The organism is Methylophaga sp. F7 (genome assembly GCF_056863975.1).
Window position 1 is genome coordinate 52,209 of the sequence record NZ_CM166511.1, and the last position, 21,101, is coordinate 73,309.

Consider the following 21,101-nt stretch of genomic DNA (forward strand, 5'->3'; position numbering starts at 1 on the left):
TCTTTACGGGCCGCTTAGCTTATCGCGCTGGCCAGTCTGTTCAATTTACCTACGGCAGATCCATCAATTACCAGATCACCTGCCCGAATGATTGCGCCACCCAGCAGACTCTCGTCTACACTTTCGCTGAGCGTAATTTCTTTGCCCAGGCGTTTTTTCAGTGCGGCTGCAATCTTGCTTTTTTGTTCATCTGTCAACGGCCGCGCAGTTATTACATCGGCTGTCAGCATTTGTTCCGCATCGGCGCGTAACTCTTCATATAGCTCTGCGATTTCCGGTAACAATAGCAGTCGATTGTTTTCTGCCAGAAGCAGCAGAAAACTACGAGCATCTGTACTAAGTTCACCAGTAATGTCACCAAGCAGATTGACTGCCTGTTCATCACTGACCGCAGGACTCACCAAAATGGATTCGACCTCGGGAGTAGCAGCGCATTGCGCCAGTACTGTGAGCAGTTCAGACCATGCCTGCATGTCGCCTTTTTCTTGTGCAATCGCAAATACGGCTGATGCGTAGGGGCGAGCGATGGTTATTGATTCTGCCATCCTATGATTCCTCTAGATTTGGCTGACCAACTCATCGAGCAGGTCGGTGTGGGCTTTGTCATCAATCTCACGACTAAGGATTTTGCCAGCACCTGCCAGTGCAACTGATGCAACTTGTGCTCTCAGTTCATCACGGGCGCGGTTTGCTTCCTGCTCAATTTCTGCACGGGCAGAAGTGAGAATACGCTCACCTTCAGTACGCGCAGTGCCTTTGGCTTCGTCGACAATTTCGTTTCCACGGCGTTGAGCCTGAGAAACAATTTCGCTTGCCTGATCTTTTGCTTCATGAATTACCTGTTGGGCACGTTTTTCTGCCAACTCTTGTTCATGACGACCACGTTCTGCCGCAGCCAGACCATCAGCGATTTTCTTTTTGCGTTCTTCCAACGCCTGCATGATAGGCGGCCAGACGTACTTCATGCAGAATGCGACGAAAATCGCAAAGGCAATTAGCTGGCCTATCAAGGTTGCATTGATATTCATGCCTGTACCTCTTGTTTATCGCTATTGGGAGTTGAGTTAATGATCTTAACCAGCTACCGCGAACAGTACATACATTGCCAAACCAACAGCGATCATTGGTACCGCGTCAACCAGACCCGCGACCAGGAAGAACTGTGTACGCAACATTGGTACTAATTCAGGTTGGCGAGCTGCAGCTTCCAGGAAGCGACCACCCAACAGACCTACACCAATCGCGGCACCCAGAGCACCCAAACCAATCATCAGTGCACCAGCAATATAAACTAAACCCATATCCATTTTTCTCTCCTACAAACGTCTAAAGACTAAAAAAATAAAGTTACAACTCAATCAAACTCAATGATGTTCCTGATGCGCCATATCCATATATACCGTGGTCAGCACCATAAAGATAAATGCCTGCAAGGTAATAATAAGAATGTGGAAAATCGCCCAGCCAACCTGTAACAGGCCAGCAAAAGAACCTAGAACCAGACCGGCACCGTACATGGTGGCGATCAGAATGAACACCATCTCACCCGCATACATGTTGCCGAACAACCGTAATGCCAATGAAAATGGTTTTGCAATCAAAGTGACAGTTTCGAGCACAAAGTTGATAGGCAGCGCCCATTTACCAAACGGCTGCAAGGTCAACTCGCCAATGAAACCACCGACGCCTTTGACTTTGAAGCTGTAATACAGCATGAGTAAGAAAACAAACAATGCCATGCCGAGTGTGGCATTTGGATCGGTAGTTGGGACGATTTTGAAGAAGACATCGTGAGGATCAACACCGAAAATTGCTGATGCGCCGTGTGCTACAGCTAAAGGAATGAGATCGACTGGAATTAAGTCCATCAGGTTCATCAGGAAAATCCAGACAAAGATGGTTAATGCCATCGGAGCAACCAGAGTGTTTTTACCACCGCTGAAGGAGCCACGTACTGAATCATCAATAAATTCAATGATCCATTCTGCGAAATTCTGTGTATTGGTTGGGACACCTGCGGAGATTTTCTTGGCAACGCTGCGGAAGAACCACATCATCAAACCGCCAAGTAGAATCGACATAAACATGGTGTCGACATTGATGGACCAAAAACCCATTTGCGCTGCTTCACCAGAAGACATTGCAAAACCATAATCACCTGTTGGAGCCCAAACGCCTGCCTCTATCTCTTCATGTTTCGGACCAAAGGTCAGATTTTGCAGGTGATGCTTGATGTATCCTGAAGTTGTTAATTCTTCCGCCATGTTTGTCTCAAGCCTGTTTCATATTTCCAAACAATAAAACCACTTGTATCGCGACGAAGCCGAGCAAGAGCGGTAACGCGGAAAATTCAAACACCGCGAAGCCAACCACAAACATGGCCAGGGTAAAAACCCATCGTTCTGCAATACACCTGTATACGCCACCGAGATTCTTTGCCGGATTGGCACCAGCCTTAACGACTGTTCTCAGTAAATGCCATTTCAGCAATAGTGTGTTGACCACACTGATCATGCCCCCAAAGCATACGGCTATGGCGACATCCTTGCCATGTAACCATAAGACACAAGCCACAATAACAACCAACGCTATAACCTGTGTTATTAGCAGCTGATTTACGGGCCTGACTCTGGCTAGTTGCTCCATCTCTATCCGCTGGATCTTTTAGTTTTGCCTTAAGCAAATCAGGGAATTATATAGACCTACCCTTTGCACGGTCAACGACTATATCGCTTAATTTATTTTTGATTGATGATGTCACACTGATTTAGTGTTTTGTTTGAAGAGTCTTCACAATTATGAAAGATTCCACTAAGGCATCTGATTTTTGGAGATTACAACTGGGATATTTTCCCGTAAGAGGTTAAATAACGAGACATTTAACTTTGTAGAAAACGACTATCTTCTTTTCCCCTCAGACTACATTGCCTTCGATTACAGACTTTTGGGCGCCAGCTTAAATTTGCTGCAATGTGCTTCGTATAAATTTTTTAATTCGGCCTCCCCCATCAGATCCCCCGGCTCATCGCGGTAACTGATATCGCCATTTACTGCGGCTCCCTGCCATTTACGTTCTATCTGCTGGCGTTCATCCTGTTGTTTAAACCAATGAATAAACGCATTGGCTTTGGCCAGCAGACGGTAACTTGATGCCCAGGCATTAACTGTCATGGTGTAATAATACGGTTGGGGCGCAATATTTCCTGGCAGAATTTCAATCTTGCCGAACCACGGACTGGCAGGGTTTTCACAAGCCCAGTAATAAATTGGCAAATCGACCCCAAAGGCATCTACTACTCCATCCGCTAGACAGTTATGGATGCGCGTTTGATCGGAATAAGCGATTAGATTATCCAGTCGGACCCTTTCACCGGGTTTGTTTTCATTACTGCTCCAGCGAATACCGCAATCTTCAAGCACTTGAAACGCCGCCGGATCATTAATAATTCCAACGACTTTGCCATTTAGATCGTCAAGCCGATTAATATGATTATCACCTTTCCTGCGAGCCAATACCCAATGCAGATATGTGTAGGCTTCAGAATACGCCACGTTATCGTATTCTGCCGACGGAGGAAGTGCACTGATAACAATATCCGCCGGCGGTTCACCATATTTTTTACCCACCGTGAGCAACTCTGTGCACATATCCCAAGGCGCTTCGATAAATTCACATTCGACACCCAGGTAACGTGCAAAAGCTCTGGCGTAATCCACATCGAGTCCTTTCAGCGGCTCACCGAGTTTTTCACGAAACGACAAACCGACAAAATTGGGTTCTATCGCTACCCTCAATTTTCCACGTTGTAGAATATCGTCAAGTTGATCATGTGATGCATCAGGTACCAGATAGAGTTTTTTCAATGTGTTGTCCATTGACCTGACTGCTGAATCGATCTCCGCTGTTTGTATATCAATTTGCTCCAGTCCAGTGGACATATCTTCAACCACATCGTTGATGATTTTATTCTTGCTTTGTATACGCTGCATAACACCATTACTGAGATCCAGCGTTTCAAAAATCACTCCGGTGTTTTCCATCACCGCGTTCAACTGTTCACTAATCGATTGAAATAATTCGGTGAGCTGTGCTGTAGCCGATTGGATAACCTCTACAAAACTGTTCAGTCTTTCAGAATTGGTCTGACGGATCTGATCCAGCTCGGCATTAACCTGAGTGAAGTCCAGTTGCCTGGCTGCCTGCTGTGCCTGTTCCATGGTAACCGCAGCAAGACGTCTGACCTCATCAGCCACCACGGCAAATCCTCGCCCATGTTCTCCGGCACGTGCAGCTTCAATAGCAGCATTAAGTGCCAACATATTTACCCCTTTACCAATTTCCAGAATGCCGTCCAGCACATCGGTGACACTATGGGATTTTTCGTCAAGGGTAAGGGATATATGCTGCATCGCTTCGCCGACTGCGGCGTTTACCTCGTTCGCTTCAACATCTATCTGGGCCTGTAAAGCCCCGACCGTTGAATTTGAGCTATTCAGATAATCACTGGCCCGCTGCAGTTCATTATCCAGCTTGTCAGTACGCTGGCCGATTTCTGATAAAAAGTTTTCCTGAACCTGAAGCGCACGGAAAACCTGTCGTGAAAGCTGGGCGGTTTGACTGCTCACCAATTGCAGGGAACGGTAAAAGCGTTTTTCTGCTTCGGTAAAATGCGGAGTTGATGCCACATCTTCCTGCACCGTGGTACTTGCAATTTGAGTTTCAATGAATTCAGATGAATTAAATAGTCTGCTCAACAATTTCACTGCGGATTCCCTAGTTTAGAGTCAGCAGGAATATGCAATTGTCAGTCCAGCGAATGGATTTACAATATTGAATAGATTGAAATGCTTTAAAACCCTGAGCTTATGGTGCAGCTAAGTTTAAGTTTATGCTGCTAAAGTGTTTGGAGTCATCGCTAATGAAATAAAGTTGCACCACAGTGAAACAGACTTTTCACTCATTATGTGCACATTACATAGTTGGACTTGAAATGACGCTGGCTTTATACGCCTATTTGTTTGATAAGGCGTTTTAGCTCATCCACATTGGAATAATCAAAAACCAGCTTACCCTTTCCATTAGGACGGTGTTTGATACTGAAACCTTTACCTAACTTGTCGGCGATGCGCTGTTCGATTCGCTCGATTTCTTCCAGCGAAGGTTGTGGGACTTCCTGTTTATCTGCCGTGGATGGCTTTAATAATCGACGAATAAGCTGTTCTGTTTCACGAACCGAGAGGCCTTTTTCAACGATTTGTAAAGCTGCCTGGGATTGGCTTTCGCCCTCTAAAGCCAACAGGGTTCGTGCATGGCCCATTTCCAGATCACAGTTTTCCAGTAATTTCTTCACGTCATCATTAAGATTTCGCAGACGCAGTAAGTTACTGATGGTCGCGCGTGACTTACCCACCGCCTCAGCGGTTTGCTGGTGAGTTAATTCAAATTCTTCTCGTAGCCGATGCAAAGCATTGGCCTCTTCCATCGGGTTCAGATTTTCACGTTGGATATTTTCAATCAAGGCCATCGCAATCGCATTGCGATCCGAAACATCCTTGATTAATACCGGAACACTTTCCAGCCCAGCCAGCTTGGAAGCCCTCCAGCGGCGCTCACCGGCAATGATTTCGTAATGCCCACCGTCAATCGGTCTGACCACAATCGGCTGAACCAGACCTTGAGAGCGAATGGAATCGGCAAGTTCTTCAAGAGATTCCTGAGACATATCCATGCGCGGCTGGTATTTACCAGGTTGAATCATGTCCAGCGGAAAATGTTGCAAGCTGTCGTTCAGGTTATTTTCATCCTGATTGACGTCACCTAACAGTGCATCAAGTCCTCTGCCTAATCCTCTTTTTTTACTTACCATGCTGGGAATACCTGTGTGTTAGCTTGCCGCTGTTGCTTTTTTATCACGTCGCATCAATTCACTTGCCAGCGCCATATAGGCAATTGATCCACGCGAAGCCCGGTCATAATTTAACACAGGCAGACCATGACTGGGGGCTTCAGCCAAACGAACATTCCGCGGGATGATTGAATGAAAGACTTTGCCTTGGAAATGACTTATCAACTGTCGTGATACCTGATTGGCAAGATTATTACGTGCATCAAACATGGTACGCACCATGCCAGTCACTTCTAAAGCGGGATTGGCTCGCTGTTTAACCCGTTCAATGGTACGCAGCAGAGAAGTCAGTCCTTCAAGGGCATAATATTCACACTGAATCGGGATCAATACACCTTTGGAAGCCACCAGAGCATTTACCGTAAGCATGCTCAGGGAGGGAGGACAGTCGATCAGGATAAAGTCGTATTTTTCCTTGCTGGACTCCAACGCCAGTCGCAGGCGATGTTCACGTAATTTGATTTCCAACAGCTGGACTTCGGCGGCAGTCAGGTCGGTATTGGTTGGCATTACATCAAAGCCCAATCCTTCCGGACGAATGATGGCATCACTGGCTTTGGCTTCCGCCATAATGACGTCATAACTGCTGGTTTCGATGGCGTCTTTATCAATACCGCACCCGGTGGTGGCATTACCCTGCGGATCCAAATCAATCATCAGCACTTTCTTGCCTGAATCGGCAAGCGACGCTGCCAGATTTACCGTGGTAGTCGTTTTACCGACACCGCCTTTCTGGTTAGTAACCGCAAATATATTTCCCACTGACATTAATCCTTAATCAGTCTTACCAGATGCCTTTCAGCCTGATCTCCCGGGACATTCAGAGCAATCACATCTTTCAATGTAAAACCGCCGCCAACACTAGCTAGTTCCTGTTCCGGGTATACGCCTTTCATTAAAATCAGGCTGCCCGCATCATCGCAGTGTCTCGCGGCTAAATCAATAATCTCGGCAATTGTAGCGAAAGCGCGGGCGGTTATTACCTCAAATTTTGGCAGGGTAAGTTGCTCAACTCGGCCATGTATTACCGTGACATTATTCAATTTAAGCTCGGCCTTCACTTGCTGTAAAAAACGTGTTTTTTTGATATTGCTATCAAGCAGAGTCACCGCCATTTGCGGAAAACAGATCGCCACTGGAATACCTGGAAGGCCAGCACCACTTCCAACGTCCAGCAAACTGTTGCACTGTAAATAAGGAATAAGCGACAGACTATCAAGGATATGTCGCGTCAACATGCCTTGTGGATCACGCACTGAGGTCAGGTTATAAACCTTATTCCATTTTTGCAGTAGCGCAAGATAATCCAGTAGTTGGATTTTTTGCTGGTCGGAAAGTTGTAATTGCAGTTCAGCACAGCCCTTGTCGAGCTGTGCCTTTAAATCAACCGCCATCAGCTGGCTTCGCTCCAGCCTGAACGTTTCAGATGAACCAGCAATAATGAAACGGCAGCCGGTGTCACGCCGGAAATCCGCGCAGCCTGCCCTAAACTCTGTGGTTTGGCATTTTGTAATTTTTCACGTACTTCATTAGATAGGCCACGCACATTTTTATAATCCAAATCATCCGGCAGAGATGTATTTTCATTGCGCTGTAAACGGTTGACTTCATTTTGCTGGCGATTGATATAGCCAGCGTACTTCACCTGAATCATTACCTGCTCAGCCACATCATCAGCAACGATTTGCTCTTCGTCCAGTAATGTCATCAAGCCTTGATAATCCACACTTGGACGACGTAATAACTCGATTGCCGTACTGCTTTTGGCCAGAGGCTCACCCAGCACAGACGTCGCACGTTGTTGATCTATTTTTTCCGGTGACACGCGCATGGTATTCAAGCGGGTATTTTCTTTATCAATGGCTTCCAGTTTTTCACTGAATACGCTCCAGCGCTCATCATCGACAATGCCTAACTGACGGCCAATAGGTGTCAGTCGGGAATCAGCATTATCCTCACGTAACATCAGACGATATTCCGCACGACTGGTGAACATGCGATAAGGCTCTTTGGTGCCGGAGGTGATCAAGTCATCAATTAATACTCCAATATAGGCTTCATCACGACGTGGATACCAAGGCTCGAGCTCTCGAGCCTGCAAGCCGGCATTAAGTCCAGCGATTAACCCCTGTGCGGCGGCTTCTTCATAACCCGTTGTACCATTGATCTGTCCGGCAAAGAACAGACCCGGCATATGTTTGGTTTCCAGCCAAGGCGTTAAATCCCTTGGATCAAAAAAGTCATATTCAATGGCATAGCCCGGACGGGTGATATGGGCATTTTCCAAACCTTTCATTGAACGCACAATTTCATATTGCACATCAAATGGCAGGCTGGTGGAAATACCGTTGGGGTAGACTTCGTTGCAGTTCAGACCTTCCGGTTCAAGGAATATCTGGTGTGAATTCCGATCAGCAAAACGCACCACTTTATCTTCAATTGAAGGGCAGTAACGTGGACCAATGCCTTCAATTTCACCACTGTACATCGGCGATCGATCCAGATTATTACGGATCACCTGATGAGTTTTTTCATTGGTGTGGGTGATATAGCAGGATATCTGGGTTGGATGATCTTTCCGCTTACCCAGAAAAGAAAAGACCGGTGTTGGGTTGTCACCCGGTTGTTCGGCTAACTGGGAAAAATCAATACTGCTGGTCGCAATACGCGGTGGTGTGCCGGTTTTTAATCGATCAACCCGGAACGGTAAAGCACGTAAACGTTCTGCTAGCGCCACAGAGGCAGGGTCTCCTGCCCGACCACCTTGATGACGTTGCAAACCGATATGGATGACACCACCAAGGAAAGTGCCCACTGTGAGCACCACCGTTTTAGCACCAAAGCGTAAACCTGACTGGGTGACTACGCCGGCAACACGATCATTTTCTACAATCAGATCATCAACGGCTTGCTGGAATAAATAGAGATTGGGCTGTGATTCCAGTACTTCACGAATAGCCGCTTTATAACGAATCCGATCAGCCTGAGCACGGGTTGCCCTGACCGCAGGTCCTTTGCTGGCATTAAGGATTCTGAACTGAATACCTGCACGGTCAGCAGCTTTTGCCATGATGCCACCCAGCGCATCAATTTCCTTAACCAGATGGCCTTTACCGATACCACCAATGGCCGGGTTACAGCTCATCTGACCTAACGTTTCAATATTCTGTGTAAGCAACAGTGTTTTTACGCCCTGGCGAGCAGCCGCTAACGCGGCTTCGGTGCCGGCATGGCCGCCGCCAACGACAATCACGTCATATTGATCTTGAAACTGCATAACTCACCCGCGATAAAAACTTGTAAAAGATTGCGAATTTTAACATGCCAGTCACAATCTTTGCCTAATATTTCAATCATTTATAATCAGTTTGGACAAATCGAGCTGATGATATGTAAATAAACCTCAATACAACAATTGGACGGAGTGACATGATTGAGAAAAATACTGGTATTAAGCGATTGCTGTTTGCTTTAGTTTATTCGTTACAAGGCCTGTATGCTGGAATCCGTTATGAATCTGCTTTTCGGCAGGAGTTTATCTTGTTGTTATTACTGGGGTTTGTAAGCTTTTTTCTGGATGTCACTCCAGCCGAAAGGCTTTTGATGATCGCCTCTCTAGTAGCTGTTTTAATTGTTGAAGCACTTAACTCGGCCATCGAGTGTGTGGTGGATCGCGTCAGCACTGATGTACATAAGCTCTCTGGCCGAGCCAAAGATTACGGCTCTCTGGCGGTATTAATGACCTTATTGCTTAGTGCAGCGACCTGGCTGATGATTTTGCTGGATTAAGTTTTTCTTTGATAAGCCCAAATTATGATAATCAAACCTGCAATGATCATCGGTACACATAACAACTGCCCCATGGTGAACCAATTAAATGCCAGATAACCATATTGCGGATCGGGAACCCTGAAAAATTCGGCGATAAAGCGGAAACACCCATAGCCCAGTAAAAACAGTCCTGAAACCGCTGCCCGTGGGCGGTTTTTTGCCGAGAACCACCAGAGAATAATAAATAGTAACAAGCCTTCCATCATCGCCTGGTAAAGCTGGGATGGATGACGCGCTAACGGACCACCTGTTGGAAACACCATCGCCCAGGGCACATCAGAGACTCTACCCCATAACTCGCCATTGATAAAATTGCCTATTCGACCAAAAAACAAACCTAATGGGACTAATGGTGCGACGAAATCACTGATTTCAAAAAAGGATCGGTTTGTCTTGCGACCAAATAACCAGATTGCCAATAACACACCAAGCAATCCGCCATGAAATGACATGCCTCCCTGCCAGACCTTAAACAGATTCAATGGGTTATTTATGACATTTGGCAAATCATAAAAAAGTGCATAGCCAATTCTTCCACCGATGATTACACCAATCGCACCATAGAAAAGCAGGTCTTCTACCTGAGATTTTTCCCAACCATGATCATTGGCTCTCGATCTGGCCAGCATCCAGGCCGCAACAAAACCAAACAGATACATTAATCCATACCAATGAATGGCTAAGGGACCAAGCTCCAAGGCGACAGGATCAATCTGTGGGTAAGTCATTTTTTGTTCTCGTTTACTATGGTGCAGGCATCATATCAAGCTCGCTATGAATCTTCATTACAGAATTTTGCACCATTATTGGGCGCGACAATTTCTACGGCGCACCAAAATAAGCCTTTTATTAAGCTAAAACCAACCCGAAATTATCCCATCTCATTGTAATTAAAAGTGTTTTCAAATGTGGCATATAAACTGCGTTAGTTGTGGCAGTCTGAATACACGGTGTTGTAAAAAATCAACGCATCGGATTCAACAAGACTAAAACAATTCAAACGAGGAGATATAAATGAAATTCAAAACGCTCTCAGCAATATGTCTTGCTGCTACATCAGTTTTCGCCGCTTCATCAGCAATGGCATGGGAAAGCGAAGATGGTGCGCATTCAACCAGTGCTAATGTTGGCCTGTTCAGCGACTACTTATTCAGAGGTATTTCTTTTACCGATGATAAACCTGCTATTCAAGGTGGTTTTGACTACGCACATGCATCTGGTCTTTATGCTGGCACATGGGCTTCTAACCTTTCTATCGACGATGAAACGAATATTGAAATTGATGTGTATGCCGGTTTTGCCAATGAGTTTGGCGAAAGTGGCATCGGCTATGATTTAGGCGTGGTTCGTTATATGTATCCAGGTACTGAAAATGACGAAGAGCTGGACTATAACGAATATTATGGCGGCCTTTCATACAGCTACTTCAGTGCTACCGTGTTTTATACTAGTGACTGGGTCAATACAGGCGAAGACGAAATCTACTATAAACTCGGCTTTGATTATGATCTTCCATATGGTTTAGCGTTATCAGCACATTATGGTTACACCGACTCAGATCGTAATGATGGGGATCCTGCTAAAAGCGATAGCTACAGCGATTACGGCATTGGTGTAACGAAAGGCTTTGCTGGTCTGGATTGGTCTGTTGGCTATTACGGAACAGATAGCGATGGTGAAGATTTTGCCGTGGTTGATAGTAATGCAGATGATCGTTTCTTAGTAAGCGTGAGTTCATCATTCTAAAACACACCCCAAGCAGATGGCTCTGGTAAACAGAGCCATCTTTTCTAAAGAAGGAATACGCTTATGAAACAAGTTGTAGCTATTATCAAGCCCTTCAAGCTTGATGATGTCCGCGAATCACTCTCTGAAATCGGCGTACAAGGTTTAACGGTTTCTGAAGTAAAAGGATTTGGACGTCAAAAGGGTCACACGGAGTTATACCGTGGGGCGGAGTACGTTGTGGATTTCCTGCCTAAATTGAAACTGGAAATCGCAATTGATGACGGCATCGTAGAACAAGTTATCGAAGCTATTATCAAGGGTGCTAACACTGGCAAAATCGGTGATGGCAAGATCTTCGTTTACCCACTTGAGCAAGTGGTTCGGATTCGCACTGGCGAAACCGGCCCTGATGCTCTGTAAGCTTGAGGAGACATTAACATGGAATTAGGAAATCAAATCTTCCAACTCCAGTACGCCATGGACACCTTTTACTTTTTAGTATGTGGTGCTCTGGTTATGTGGATGGCGGCTGGCTTCTCGATGCTTGAAGCAGGTCTGGTTCGTGCGAAAAATACCACTGAAATTCTGACCAAAAACGTTATGTTGTTTGCCATTGCCTGTACCTCTTATTTGGTAGTGGGTTATGACATCATGTACGGCGGCGGTTTATTCCTGGCTGGAATTGATGGCGGTGAAACACTGGTTGCTGATGCATTGGCAGCATCTGCTGAAGAGGGTTTTGAAGGTGGTGCAGTTTACTCTGCCGCATCTGACTTTTTCTTCCAGGTAGTGTTTGTTGCTACGGCAATGTCTATCGTTTCTGGTGCTGTTGCTGAACGTATGAAATTGTGGGCATTCGCTGCATTTGCTGTTGTGATGACTGCGTTTATCTATCCATTAGAAGGTTCATGGACTTGGGGCGGTGCTGATGTATTTGGCATGTATAACCTGGGTGACCTTGGCTTCCTTGACTTTGCTGGTTCCGGTATCGTTCATATGGCAGGGGCTGCTGCAGCATTAGCCGGTGTTATCCTACTGGGTGCTCGTAAAGGCAAATATGGCCCTAACGGTGAAGTTCGTCCGATACCAGGTGCAAACCTGCCATTAGCAACTTTAGGTACATTCATCCTGTGGATGGGTTGGTTCGGCTTTAACGGCGGTTCTGTATTGAAATTAGGCGATATGGCTAGCGCTAACGCTGTTGCGATGGTGTTCCTGAACACAAATGCAGCGGCTGCTGGTGGTGTTATCGCTGCTTTGGTTGTCGCCAAATTACTGTTTGGTAAAGCTGACTTAACCATGATTTTGAACGGTGCTTTAGCTGGTCTGGTAGCGATTACTGCTGGTCCAGACACGCCAACTCCATTAATGGCTACCATTATCGGTGCTGTCGGTGGTGTAATTGTGGTGTTCTCAATCGTCTTTATGGACAAAGTTAAAATCGACGATCCTGTCGGTGCTATCTCTGTGCATGGTGTGGTTGGTCTTTGGGGTCTGCTTGCAGTGCCTTTGACAAACTCTGATGCCAGTTTCTCAGCACAAATCATCGGTGCAGCTACCATCTTCGTTTGGGTATTTGTTTCCAGCTTCATTGTCTGGGCAGTACTGAAAATGATTATGGGTCTGCGTGTGACCGAAGAAGAAGAATACGAAGGTGTGGATTTGGTGGAATGTGGTATGGAAGCATACCCAGAGTTCACTAGCTCTAACTAAGTTATTCTTTACTGAAACGGAAAGGGCAGGTTTTACCTGCCCTTTTTTATGCCTGAAATTTACAAGATTTTATTGATGATACTGAACACTCTCAGCATGCACAGCATCAACCAATGCTGCGACATGTTCAGGATTTATAGTCGGATGGATGCCATGCCCCAGATTAAACACATGTCCACTACCGTGACCATAGGCTTTGAGGATTTCTTTTACTTCTGTTTTTATCCGTTCGGGCTGAGCATATAAAACACAAGGATCCATATTGCCCTGTAAAGCGACTTTATCGCCTATCTGATAACGTGCCAGTGAAAGATCAGTGGTCCAGTCCAGTCCTAACGCATCAGCTCCGACTTCAGCCATATGGCTTAACCACTGGCCCCCACCTTTGGTAAACATGGTTACCGGCACACGTCTGCCATCATTTTCTTTGGTTAAACCGCTGATAATTTGCTGCATATAAGCAAGGGAGAATTCTCTGTAATTTGGTCCACTTAATGCTCCGCCCCAGGTATCAAATAACATTAACGCCTGGGCACCAGCAGCAATTTGTGCATTCAGGTAAGCAGTGACTGACTTGGCAAGTACGGATAACAAATCATGCATGACATCAGGTGTATCAAACATCATGGCTTTGATTTTGGCGAAATCCTTGCTGGAACTGCCTTCAACCATATAACACGCCAAAGTCCAGGGACTGCCACTAAAGCCAATTAAAGGCACTTTGCCATCAATTTCTCTACGTGTCAGGCGGATAGCATCCATCACATACCCCAGACTATCTTCCATATCCGGTACGCTGAGATTGGCTACATCGGCTGCACTGCGGACTGTTTTGTGAAATTTTGGTCCTTCTCCGGTAACAAAATGTAACCCAAGTCCCATTGCATCAGGAATGGTCAAAATATCAGAAAAGATAATCGAAGCATCAAGATCATAACGTCGCAGTGGCTGTAAAGTGACTTCACAGGCCAGCTCCGGCGTGGTGCACAAAGTCATAAAATCACCGGCTTTTTCGCGCACCTGACGATATTCTGGTAAATATCGTCCGGCCTGACGCATAATCCATATGGGTGTTTTGTCGACAGGCTGCTTTAATAAAGCACGCAGATAACGATCATTTTTTAATTCGGACACCGGAGCACCTTTTTATTGTTGATGGCAAAATTTCCTAGCTCAGAAACAAAATCGCACTGAGAGGTCTACTCAAGCGAGTAGGACCAACCCAGTGCGATAAAATTGCCACTATTTTTCAGATATGTACTGAAGTTTAAACTTCCAGATAATCAAGAATGCCTTCAGCTGCCTGTCGACCTTCCCAAACAGCGGTCACCACTAAATCAGATCCACGGACCATATCACCGCCGGCAAAGATTTTCGGATTAGTGGTTTGATAGGCACAATTACCTTCAGCTGGGGCAACCACACGGCCACCATCATCAATGCTGACATTAAACTTTTCAAACCATGGCGCTGGGCTTGGACGGAAACCAAACGCAATAACAACCGCATCTGCTGAAATGATTTCTTCACTGCCAGCGACCGGCTCGGGACGACGACGTCCACGCTCATCGGGTTCGCCCATTGCAGTGGTCACAACTTTGACACCGGTGACTTTATTGCCATCACCAACGATTTCAATCGGCTGACGATTCCACATAAATTCAACGCCTTCTTCACGCGCATTATTCACTTCACGGCGTGAACCAGGCATGTTTTCTTCATCACGGCGATAGGCACAGATAACATTGGTTGCCCCCTGGCGAATCGCCGTACGGTTGCAATCCATAGCGGTATCACCACCACCGAGAACGACTACACGCTTACCTTCCAGTGAAACATAGTTTTCTGAAGGAAGATCCAGCAGTTTTTTGTTGTTGGCCACCAGATAAGGCAATGCTTCATACACGCCAGGCAATTCTTCACCAGGGAAGCCGCCTTTCATATAGGTGTATGTACCCATTCCCAGGAAAACAGCATCGTACTCTTCAAGCAAAGCATCAAATTCAACGTCTTTGCCCACGTCAGTATTTAGGCGGAATTCAATTCCCATACCTTCCATGACTTCACGACGGCGTTTAACAACCTCTTTCTCCAGTTTGAATTCTGGAATACCGAATGTCAGCAGACCACCAATTTCCGGATAGCGATCAAACACAACAGGCTTAACGCCATTGCGAACCAATACGTCAGCAGCACCTAAGCCTGCCGGACCAGCACCAATCACAGCAACCCGTTTACCGGTATCGACAACGTTGGATAAATCCGGACGCCAGCCCTGGGTCAGGGCAGTATCCGTAATGTATTTTTCTACTGAGCCAATGGTGACTGCACCAAAACCATCATTTAGGGTACAGGCACCCTCACATAGACGATCCTGAGGACATACCCGGCCACAGATTTCAGGCAATGTATTGGTTTGGTGTGCCAGTTCAGCAGCTTGTTCCAGATTGCCTTCACTAATCAGTTTCAGCCAATTCGGAATATAGTTATGTACTGGACACTTCCACTCACAATAAGGGTTACCACATTCCAGGCAGCGGTCTGACTGCTCAGCTGCCTGAGATGCATCAAATTCCCCATAGATTTCACCAAATTGCTGTTTACGAACGTTTGCATCCAGCTTTTTTGGGTCGACACGACCTACATCTAAAAATTGAAACGTATTTTTTTTCATCGTTATTAGTTTTACCAGTTGTATCAGGCCGCTTTGGTGGCGATTTTTAATAAACCATCCAATGACGCTGCTTTGGGTTTGACCAGCCAGAATTCTTTAATCGCCTGTTCAAAGCGGTCCAGAATCTGGTGCGCCCAGACACTACCTGTTTCACGCACGTGGTCTTCAATAAGGCCTTTTAGATGCAGAGCAGCTTCGGACATTTCGTCGCTGTCAATCCGCACCAATTCAACCAGCTCTTCGTTATAACGTTCCGCAAAGGTGTTATCCAGATCCAGCACATAAGCAAGACCACCGGTCATGCCAGCACCGAAGTTGAGTCCCGTTTCACCCAGCACAGTAACAACACCGCCGGTCATATACTCACAACCGTGATCACCAACGCCTTCAACAACCGCAACTGCTCCGGAATTACGAACCGCAAAGCGTTCACCTGCTTTACCTGCAGCATACAGTTCACCACCTGTAGCACCATATAAACAGGTGTTACCGATAATGCTGGCATTTTGCGTTTCAAAATCACTTTCCGGTGATGGGTAGATGGTCAGCTTACCTGCTGCCATGCCTTTACCAACATAGTCATTGGCATCGCCTTCAAGACGCATCTCCAGACCACCGGCATTGAATACACCAAAACTTTGTCCGCCAGAACCTTTGAGGTTCAGACGAATAGGTTTATCAATCATGCCGTAATTGCCATGAACCTTGGCGATCTCACCAGACAAACGGGCACCGATTGAACGGTTGATGTTACGAATTTGGTAACTGAATTCACCGCCGGTTTTATTGACGATGGTTTCTTTAATATCCACTACCATTTGCTCAGCCAGCTCACCCTTATCATAGGGTTCATTTTTCGGCTCGAGGCAGAATTGCGGTTTGTCAGCAGGAACACCGGCATTCGACAACAATGGTTGCAGGTTCAGCCCACGCTGTTTATCCGTCGTCCCTGGAAGGATTTCGAGCAAATCAGTACGGCCGATCAAATCTTGCAAACTACGCACACCCAGTTTTGCCAACCATTCACGCGTTTCACGTGCAACAAACTGGAAGTAGTTCATCACCATCTGCGGCAAGCCAATAAAGTGCTGCGTCCGCAGTTTTTCATTTTGTGTTGCAACACCGGTTGCACAGTTATTCAAATGACAAATCCGCAGATATTTACAACCCAACGCAACCATGGGCCCGGTACCAAAACCAAAGCTTTCAGCACCTAAAATAGCTGCCTTGATAACATCCAGACCGGTTTTCAAGCCACCGTCTGTTTGCAGACGTACTTTGTCACGTAAATCATTGGCACGCAGAGTCTGATGGGCTTCACTCAAACCAAGCTCCCATGGACCACCGGCATATTTGACTGAAGTCAGTGGGCTTGCACCAGTACCACCGTCATAACCAGAGATGGTTATCAAGTCGGCATAGGCTTTTGCAACACCTGCAGCAACGGTTCCGACACCTGCTTGCGAGACCAGTTTTACTGATACCAATGCATCAGGATTCACCTGTTTCAGATCAAAGATCAGCTGCGCTAAATCTTCAATCGAATAGATATCATGATGTGGTGGCGGTGAAATCAAGGTTACGCCAGGCACGGAATGGCGAAGCGTAGCTATCATCTGATTAACTTTGCCACCAGGTAACTGACCACCTTCACCCGGTTTCGCACCTTGGGCAATTTTGATCTGCAACACTTCAGCATTCACAAGATAATGTGGCGTTACACCAAAGCGTCCTGAGGCAATCTGTTTGATTTTGGAGACACGCTCGTTACCAAAACGATCCGGATCTTCACCACCTTCACCAGAGTTTGAACGACCACCTAAGCGGTTCATCGCAATCGCCAGCGCTTCATGCGCTTCGGGCGATAACGCTCCTAAAGACATGCCAGCGCTGTCAAAGCGTTGCAGGATAGCGCCAGTATCTTCAATTTCTTCAATATCCAACGGCGTTTCGGCCAGTTTGACTTCCAGCAAGTCACGCAACACCATTGCAGGACGCTCGTTCACCAAAGCGGCATAGGCCTTATAGTCATCATAACTACCGCCCTGAACCGCTTTCTGTAAGGTGCCAATTACATCCGGGTTATAAGCATGGTACTCACCGCCATGGATGAATTTCAGCAAACCACCTTGATCGCGTTTTTTACGTTGATTCCAAGCCAGTTTATTCAGCTGTAACTGATCGTTATGTAACGCATCAAAATCAGCGCCATTCACTCGACTGGTTGTCGCAGTAAAACACTTGTCGACAACAGCATCATTCAGGCCAACGATTTCAAACAATTGTGCCCCACGATAGCTGGCAATTGTCGAGATGCCCATTTTCGAGGTGATTTTGAATAAACCTTTATTGATGCCCTTACGATAATGACGACATAACTCGGCATGTTCGACATCTCTAATTTCATTGGTGGCACGCAGATCCTGCAGGCAAGCATAGGCAAGATAAGGATAAATTGCCGTCGCACCATAGCCCAGCAATACACCGAAGTGATGTGGATCACGAGCTGTCGCGGTTTCAACGATAATATTCGCATCACAGCGTAAACCAGCTTTAATCAGATGCTGATGCACCGCACCAGTTGCCAGTAAAGCATGCACCGGCAATGTGTCTTTGGAAATATCACGATCGCTTAGCACTAATACGACATTACCATCACGCACGGCATTTTCTGCATCAGCACAAATGTTATCAATCGCTTTTTCCAAACCTATTTCAGGCTGATAATTCAGAGAGATACGGTAAGATTTGTATTCAGGATCGTTATCGCCGAGCTTGAGGATCTGCTTAAACAGTTTTTCAGTTAATACAGGCGAATCAAGTACCACACGCTGGGCATGGTCTTCACCTTCTTCAAACAGGTTACGCTCTTCACCAATACACGTCTCCAGAGACATGACTATGTTTTCACGTAATGGATCGATAGGTGGATTGGTGACCTGGGCAAACTGTTGACGGAAATAGTCATACAATGAACGCACTTTCTCAGACATCACCGCAAACGGGCTATCATCGCCCATTGATCCAGTTGCTTCCTGACCAAGCTCACCTAATACACGAATGACCTGATCACGTTCTTCAAAACTGACGCCGAACATTTTTTCATAGATATCCAGCTCATCGCCCTGAATTGAAGGCAATGTATGCTCGTCATCTTTCTCTGTGTCGTGAAGACGCTGCAGATTATTATCCAGCCACTCGCGATATGGCTGTGCTTTTTTGAGCATATTGTTGATATCTTCAGGCATCAACAATTCACCGGTCTGGGTATCTACCGCCAGCATCTGACCAGGTTTCAGTCGTCCCTTTTCAACCACATCTTCCGGCTGATAGTTGTACACGCCTACTTCAGAAGCCAACGTAATATGACGGTCTTTGGTAATGACATAACGGGCTGGACGCAAACCATTACGATCCAAGGTACATGCCGCATAACGACCATCAGTGATAACTACACCCGCTGGACCATCCCATGGTTCCATATGCATGGAATTAAAATCATAGAATGCCTTGAGGTCAGCATCCATAGTGGGATCGTTCTGCCAAGCAGGTGGGATCAGTAAACGCATTGCACGGAACATGCTTACGCCACCAGCCAACAAGGCTTCCAGCATATTATCCATACTGGATGAGTCAGAACCGCTGGTGCCAACTAATGGGCGGATATCTTCCATATTCTCGATTAACGAGGTGGCAAATTTTGCACCACGCGCCAAGGCCCAGTTCCGGTTGCCTTGAACAGTATTGATTTCGCCATTGTGTGCGAGATAACGGAATGGCTGAGCCAGACGCCATTGCGGCCAGGTGTTGGTAGAGAAACGCTGATGGAACACACAAATCGCAGTTTCCATGCGTTCATCACTGAGATCTTTATAAAACACTGGCAAATATGAAGGCATTACCAGGCCTTTATAAGACACCACTTGTGATGACAGGCTTGGAATGTAGAAATCTTTATCGTCTGTAATGGCTTTTTCAGCTTTACGGCGCGCGATATAGAGATTGCGTTCAAATGCCGCATCATCCATAGACTCGCCAGCATTAACAAATACATGGCGCATCTTCGGTAGCAGCCGCAAGGCTTCCTGACCACATGCTGCTTCAGGCTCAACGGGTACTTCACGCCAGCCAGCGATTTGCAGGCCTTGTTCGATGAGCTTTGCGGTAACTGCGTCCTGCGCTAACTGTGCTTTAGTGTCGTCCTGTGACAGAAATACCATACCCACTGCATAGCGCTGTGCCAGCGAAAAGCCAAGCTCTTCGGCAATAGCTTTAAAAAAGCTGTCAGGTTTTTTTAGCAATAAACCACAACCGTCGCCGGTTTTGCCATCCGCACCGATTGCACCACGATGGGTCAGGTTACCCAGTGCTTCAATGGCTGTCTTAACAAGCCAGTGACTGGGTTTACCATCCATCTGAGCAATAAGTCCGAATCCGCAGTTATCGCGCTCAAATTCAGGTCTGTAAAGACCTTGTGTTAGTTCTGTTGGCTGACTCACGTCACATACCTTCATCGTTTGTTAGCGCCGTCGCAGCTCCACTCCGGTAGTTAAACCGGCACAGCTATGTCTAAACTGAGGAGCGTCGCACAAAAACACGGCAGAAAGGATCACCTAGTATAACGATTGATCCGGTACCATTCAATTCTAGCTGCATTTTTTTGACAACAACCAACAGCAGTAAATTTTCCTATTTTCAATAAAATAGCTAAAATGCACTGCTTTTCTGACAAACAATCGGACTAACAATGGACAAACCACTGGTAGGCGTAGTGATGGGCAGTAATAGTGACTGGCCAGTCATGCAAAAAGCCGTTGAACAACTTGAAGCTTTTGGCGTTGCCTACGAAACTCAGGTTGTATCTGCTCACCGAACCCCGGATCTACTTACCGAATACGCTAAAACGGCTAAAAGTAAAGGGTTAAGCTGTATCATCGCGGGAGCTGGTGGGGCCGCCCATTTGCCAGGTATGCTCGCGGCGAACACATTAGTCCCGGTACTCGGTGTTCCGGTTCCTTCGCGTTACCTCAAAGGCCAGGACTCTCTTTTATCCATTGTACAAATGCCTAAAGGTATTCCGGTTGCTACCTTTGCCATTGGTGAAGCTGGCGCTGCAAATGCTGCTTTGTTTGCTATTGCCCAACTGGCAATTCATGACACAAAACTGGCAGCAAAACTGGAACAGTTCCGCAAAAATCAGCATCAGGCCGTGCTGGATATGACACTTCCCCCATTAGCTTAGAACTGAG

19 protein-coding genes are annotated in these 21,101 nt (G+C 46.3%); 5 read left to right on the forward strand and 14 right to left on the reverse strand.

The genetic code is table 11. The annotated features are described in order from the left end of the window. Positions 1-14: 14 nt before the first annotated feature. The 10 genes from AC08OG_RS00260 to mnmG all read right to left on the reverse strand — a co-directional run bounded on the left by AC08OG_RS00260 (position 15) and on the right by mnmG (position 9,183). Positions 15-545, reverse strand: a complete 531-nt coding sequence (locus tag AC08OG_RS00260; RefSeq protein WP_286845423.1) for a F0F1 ATP synthase subunit delta — start codon at positions 543-545, stop codon at positions 15-17. Between the two features lie 12 nt (positions 546-557). Beyond that, positions 558-1,028 carry a F0F1 ATP synthase subunit B gene (locus AC08OG_RS00265; protein ID WP_014705460.1) on the reverse strand — a complete coding sequence of 157 codons (471 nt, stop codon included), beginning with the start codon at positions 1,026-1,028 and terminating at the stop codon, positions 558-560. Between the two features lie 45 nt (positions 1,029-1,073). Beyond that, positions 1,074-1,307 carry a F0F1 ATP synthase subunit C gene (gene atpE, locus AC08OG_RS00270; protein WP_007144166.1) on the reverse strand — a complete coding sequence of 78 codons (234 nt, stop codon included), beginning with the start codon at positions 1,305-1,307 and terminating at the stop codon, positions 1,074-1,076. A gap of 57 nt (positions 1,308-1,364) precedes the next feature. Then, complete coding sequence (gene atpB, locus AC08OG_RS00275; protein WP_292358494.1) at positions 1,365-2,264, reverse strand: F0F1 ATP synthase subunit A; 900 nt, start codon at positions 2,262-2,264, stop codon at positions 1,365-1,367. 7 nt (positions 2,265-2,271) lie between these two features. Continuing rightward, the gene (locus AC08OG_RS00280; RefSeq protein ID WP_292358496.1) at positions 2,272-2,646 is read right to left on the reverse strand and encodes an ATP synthase subunit I; all 375 of its coding nucleotides are present in this window, start codon (positions 2,644-2,646) and stop codon (positions 2,272-2,274) included. Between the two features lie 288 nt (positions 2,647-2,934). Beyond that, entirely contained in the window at positions 2,935-4,764 is a 1,830-nt protein-coding gene (locus AC08OG_RS00285) for a methyl-accepting chemotaxis protein (protein WP_292358498.1), read from the reverse strand. Between the two features lie 239 nt (positions 4,765-5,003). Then, positions 5,004-5,867 carry a ParB/RepB/Spo0J family partition protein gene (locus tag AC08OG_RS00290; RefSeq protein ID WP_292358499.1) on the reverse strand — a complete coding sequence of 288 codons (864 nt, stop codon included), beginning with the start codon at positions 5,865-5,867 and terminating at the stop codon, positions 5,004-5,006. An 18-nt stretch (positions 5,868-5,885) separates the two neighbouring features. After that, on the reverse strand, positions 5,886-6,668 hold the full coding sequence (locus tag AC08OG_RS00295) for a ParA family protein (protein ID WP_014705464.1): 783 nt from the start codon (positions 6,666-6,668) through the stop codon (positions 5,886-5,888). Between the two features lie 5 nt (positions 6,669-6,673). Further along, complete coding sequence (gene rsmG, locus AC08OG_RS00300; protein ID WP_292358502.1) at positions 6,674-7,300, reverse strand: 16S rRNA (guanine(527)-N(7))-methyltransferase RsmG; 627 nt, start codon at positions 7,298-7,300, stop codon at positions 6,674-6,676. After that, positions 7,300-9,183 (reverse strand): tRNA uridine-5-carboxymethylaminomethyl(34) synthesis enzyme MnmG, encoded by a 1,884-nt coding sequence (mnmG, locus tag AC08OG_RS00305; RefSeq protein ID WP_292358503.1) that lies wholly within the window; start codon positions 9,181-9,183, stop codon positions 7,300-7,302. The genes rsmG and mnmG overlap by 1 nt, the downstream gene beginning before the upstream one ends. Positions 9,184-9,335: 152 nt before the next feature. On the opposite strand from mnmG, the gene AC08OG_RS00310 reads away from it, so the two are divergent. Then, positions 9,336-9,695, forward strand: a complete 360-nt coding sequence (locus AC08OG_RS00310; RefSeq protein WP_292358505.1) for a diacylglycerol kinase — start codon at positions 9,336-9,338, stop codon at positions 9,693-9,695. Here the strand turns inward: AC08OG_RS00310 and lgt are convergent. Beyond that, a complete protein-coding gene (lgt, locus tag AC08OG_RS00315; RefSeq protein ID WP_292358508.1) occupies positions 9,692-10,465 on the reverse strand; it encodes a prolipoprotein diacylglyceryl transferase in 774 nt (257 codons plus the stop codon). The two genes, AC08OG_RS00310 and lgt, sit on opposite strands and share 4 nt — an antisense overlap. A 286-nt stretch (positions 10,466-10,751) precedes the next feature. Here lgt and AC08OG_RS00320 point away from each other — a divergent pair, with 286 nt between their 5' ends. From AC08OG_RS00320 to AC08OG_RS00330, 3 genes are all read left to right on the forward strand, one after another. After that, entirely contained in the window at positions 10,752-11,483 is a 732-nt protein-coding gene (locus AC08OG_RS00320; RefSeq protein ID WP_292358510.1) for a TorF family putative porin, read from the forward strand. A gap of 63 nt (positions 11,484-11,546) precedes the next feature. Then, positions 11,547-11,885, forward strand: a complete 339-nt coding sequence (locus AC08OG_RS00325) for a P-II family nitrogen regulator (protein ID WP_226075668.1) — start codon at positions 11,547-11,549, stop codon at positions 11,883-11,885. An 18-nt stretch (positions 11,886-11,903) separates the two neighbouring features. Then, complete coding sequence (locus AC08OG_RS00330; protein WP_292358514.1) at positions 11,904-13,178, forward strand: ammonium transporter; 1,275 nt, start codon at positions 11,904-11,906, stop codon at positions 13,176-13,178. Positions 13,179-13,247: 69 nt separating this feature from the next. Here AC08OG_RS00330 and hemE read toward each other — a convergent pair whose 3' ends face one another. From hemE to gltB, 3 genes are all read right to left on the reverse strand, one after another. After that, on the reverse strand, positions 13,248-14,312 hold the full coding sequence (gene hemE, locus AC08OG_RS00335) for a uroporphyrinogen decarboxylase (protein WP_292358515.1): 1,065 nt from the start codon (positions 14,310-14,312) through the stop codon (positions 13,248-13,250). A gap of 133 nt (positions 14,313-14,445) precedes the next feature. Continuing rightward, positions 14,446-15,852 (reverse strand): FAD-dependent oxidoreductase, encoded by a 1,407-nt coding sequence (locus AC08OG_RS00340; protein ID WP_292358517.1) that lies wholly within the window; start codon positions 15,850-15,852, stop codon positions 14,446-14,448. A 23-nt stretch (positions 15,853-15,875) separates the two neighbouring features. Beyond that, complete coding sequence (gene gltB, locus AC08OG_RS00345) at positions 15,876-20,366, reverse strand: glutamate synthase large subunit (protein ID WP_292358518.1); 4,491 nt, start codon at positions 20,364-20,366, stop codon at positions 15,876-15,878. A 233-nt stretch (positions 20,367-20,599) separates the two neighbouring features. Here gltB and purE point away from each other — a divergent pair, with 233 nt between their 5' ends. Then, positions 20,600-21,094 (forward strand): 5-(carboxyamino)imidazole ribonucleotide mutase, encoded by a 495-nt coding sequence (purE, locus tag AC08OG_RS00350; protein WP_292358520.1) that lies wholly within the window; start codon positions 20,600-20,602, stop codon positions 21,092-21,094. Positions 21,095-21,101: the final 7 nt, after the last annotated feature.

Bases quoted from the DNA above. Each gene is read 5' to 3' on its own strand.
- AC08OG_RS00310 (WP_292358505.1), top strand. From the start codon at position 9,336: ATGATTGAGAAAAATACTGGTATTAAGCGATTGCTGTTTGCTTTAGTT.
- gltB (WP_292358518.1), bottom strand. From the start codon at position 20,366: ATGAAGGTATGTGACGTGAGTCAGCCAACAGAACTAACACAAGGTCTT.
- AC08OG_RS00280 (WP_292358496.1), bottom strand. From the start codon at position 2,646: ATGGAGCAACTAGCCAGAGTCAGGCCCGTAAATCAGCTGCTAATAACA.
- AC08OG_RS00330 (WP_292358514.1), top strand. From the start codon at position 11,904: ATGGAATTAGGAAATCAAATCTTCCAACTCCAGTACGCCATGGACACC.
- atpE (WP_007144166.1), bottom strand. From the start codon at position 1,307: ATGGATATGGGTTTAGTTTATATTGCTGGTGCACTGATGATTGGTTTG.
- purE (WP_292358520.1), top strand. From the start codon at position 20,600: ATGGACAAACCACTGGTAGGCGTAGTGATGGGCAGTAATAGTGACTGG.
- AC08OG_RS00265 (WP_014705460.1), bottom strand. From the start codon at position 1,028: ATGAATATCAATGCAACCTTGATAGGCCAGCTAATTGCCTTTGCGATT.
- AC08OG_RS00290 (WP_292358499.1), bottom strand. From the start codon at position 5,867: ATGGTAAGTAAAAAAAGAGGATTAGGCAGAGGACTTGATGCACTGTTA.
- rsmG (WP_292358502.1), bottom strand. From the start codon at position 7,300: ATGGCGGTTGATTTAAAGGCACAGCTCGACAAGGGCTGTGCTGAACTG.
- AC08OG_RS00340 (WP_292358517.1), bottom strand. From the start codon at position 15,852: ATGAAAAAAAATACGTTTCAATTTTTAGATGTAGGTCGTGTCGACCCA.
- mnmG (WP_292358503.1), bottom strand. From the start codon at position 9,183: ATGCAGTTTCAAGATCAATATGACGTGATTGTCGTTGGCGGCGGCCAT.
- AC08OG_RS00325 (WP_226075668.1), top strand. From the start codon at position 11,547: ATGAAACAAGTTGTAGCTATTATCAAGCCCTTCAAGCTTGATGATGTC.
- atpB (WP_292358494.1), bottom strand. From the start codon at position 2,264: ATGGCGGAAGAATTAACAACTTCAGGATACATCAAGCATCACCTGCAA.
- AC08OG_RS00260 (WP_286845423.1), bottom strand. From the start codon at position 545: ATGGCAGAATCAATAACCATCGCTCGCCCCTACGCATCAGCCGTATTT.
- lgt (WP_292358508.1), bottom strand. From the start codon at position 10,465: ATGACTTACCCACAGATTGATCCTGTCGCCTTGGAGCTTGGTCCCTTA.
- AC08OG_RS00320 (WP_292358510.1), top strand. From the start codon at position 10,752: ATGAAATTCAAAACGCTCTCAGCAATATGTCTTGCTGCTACATCAGTT.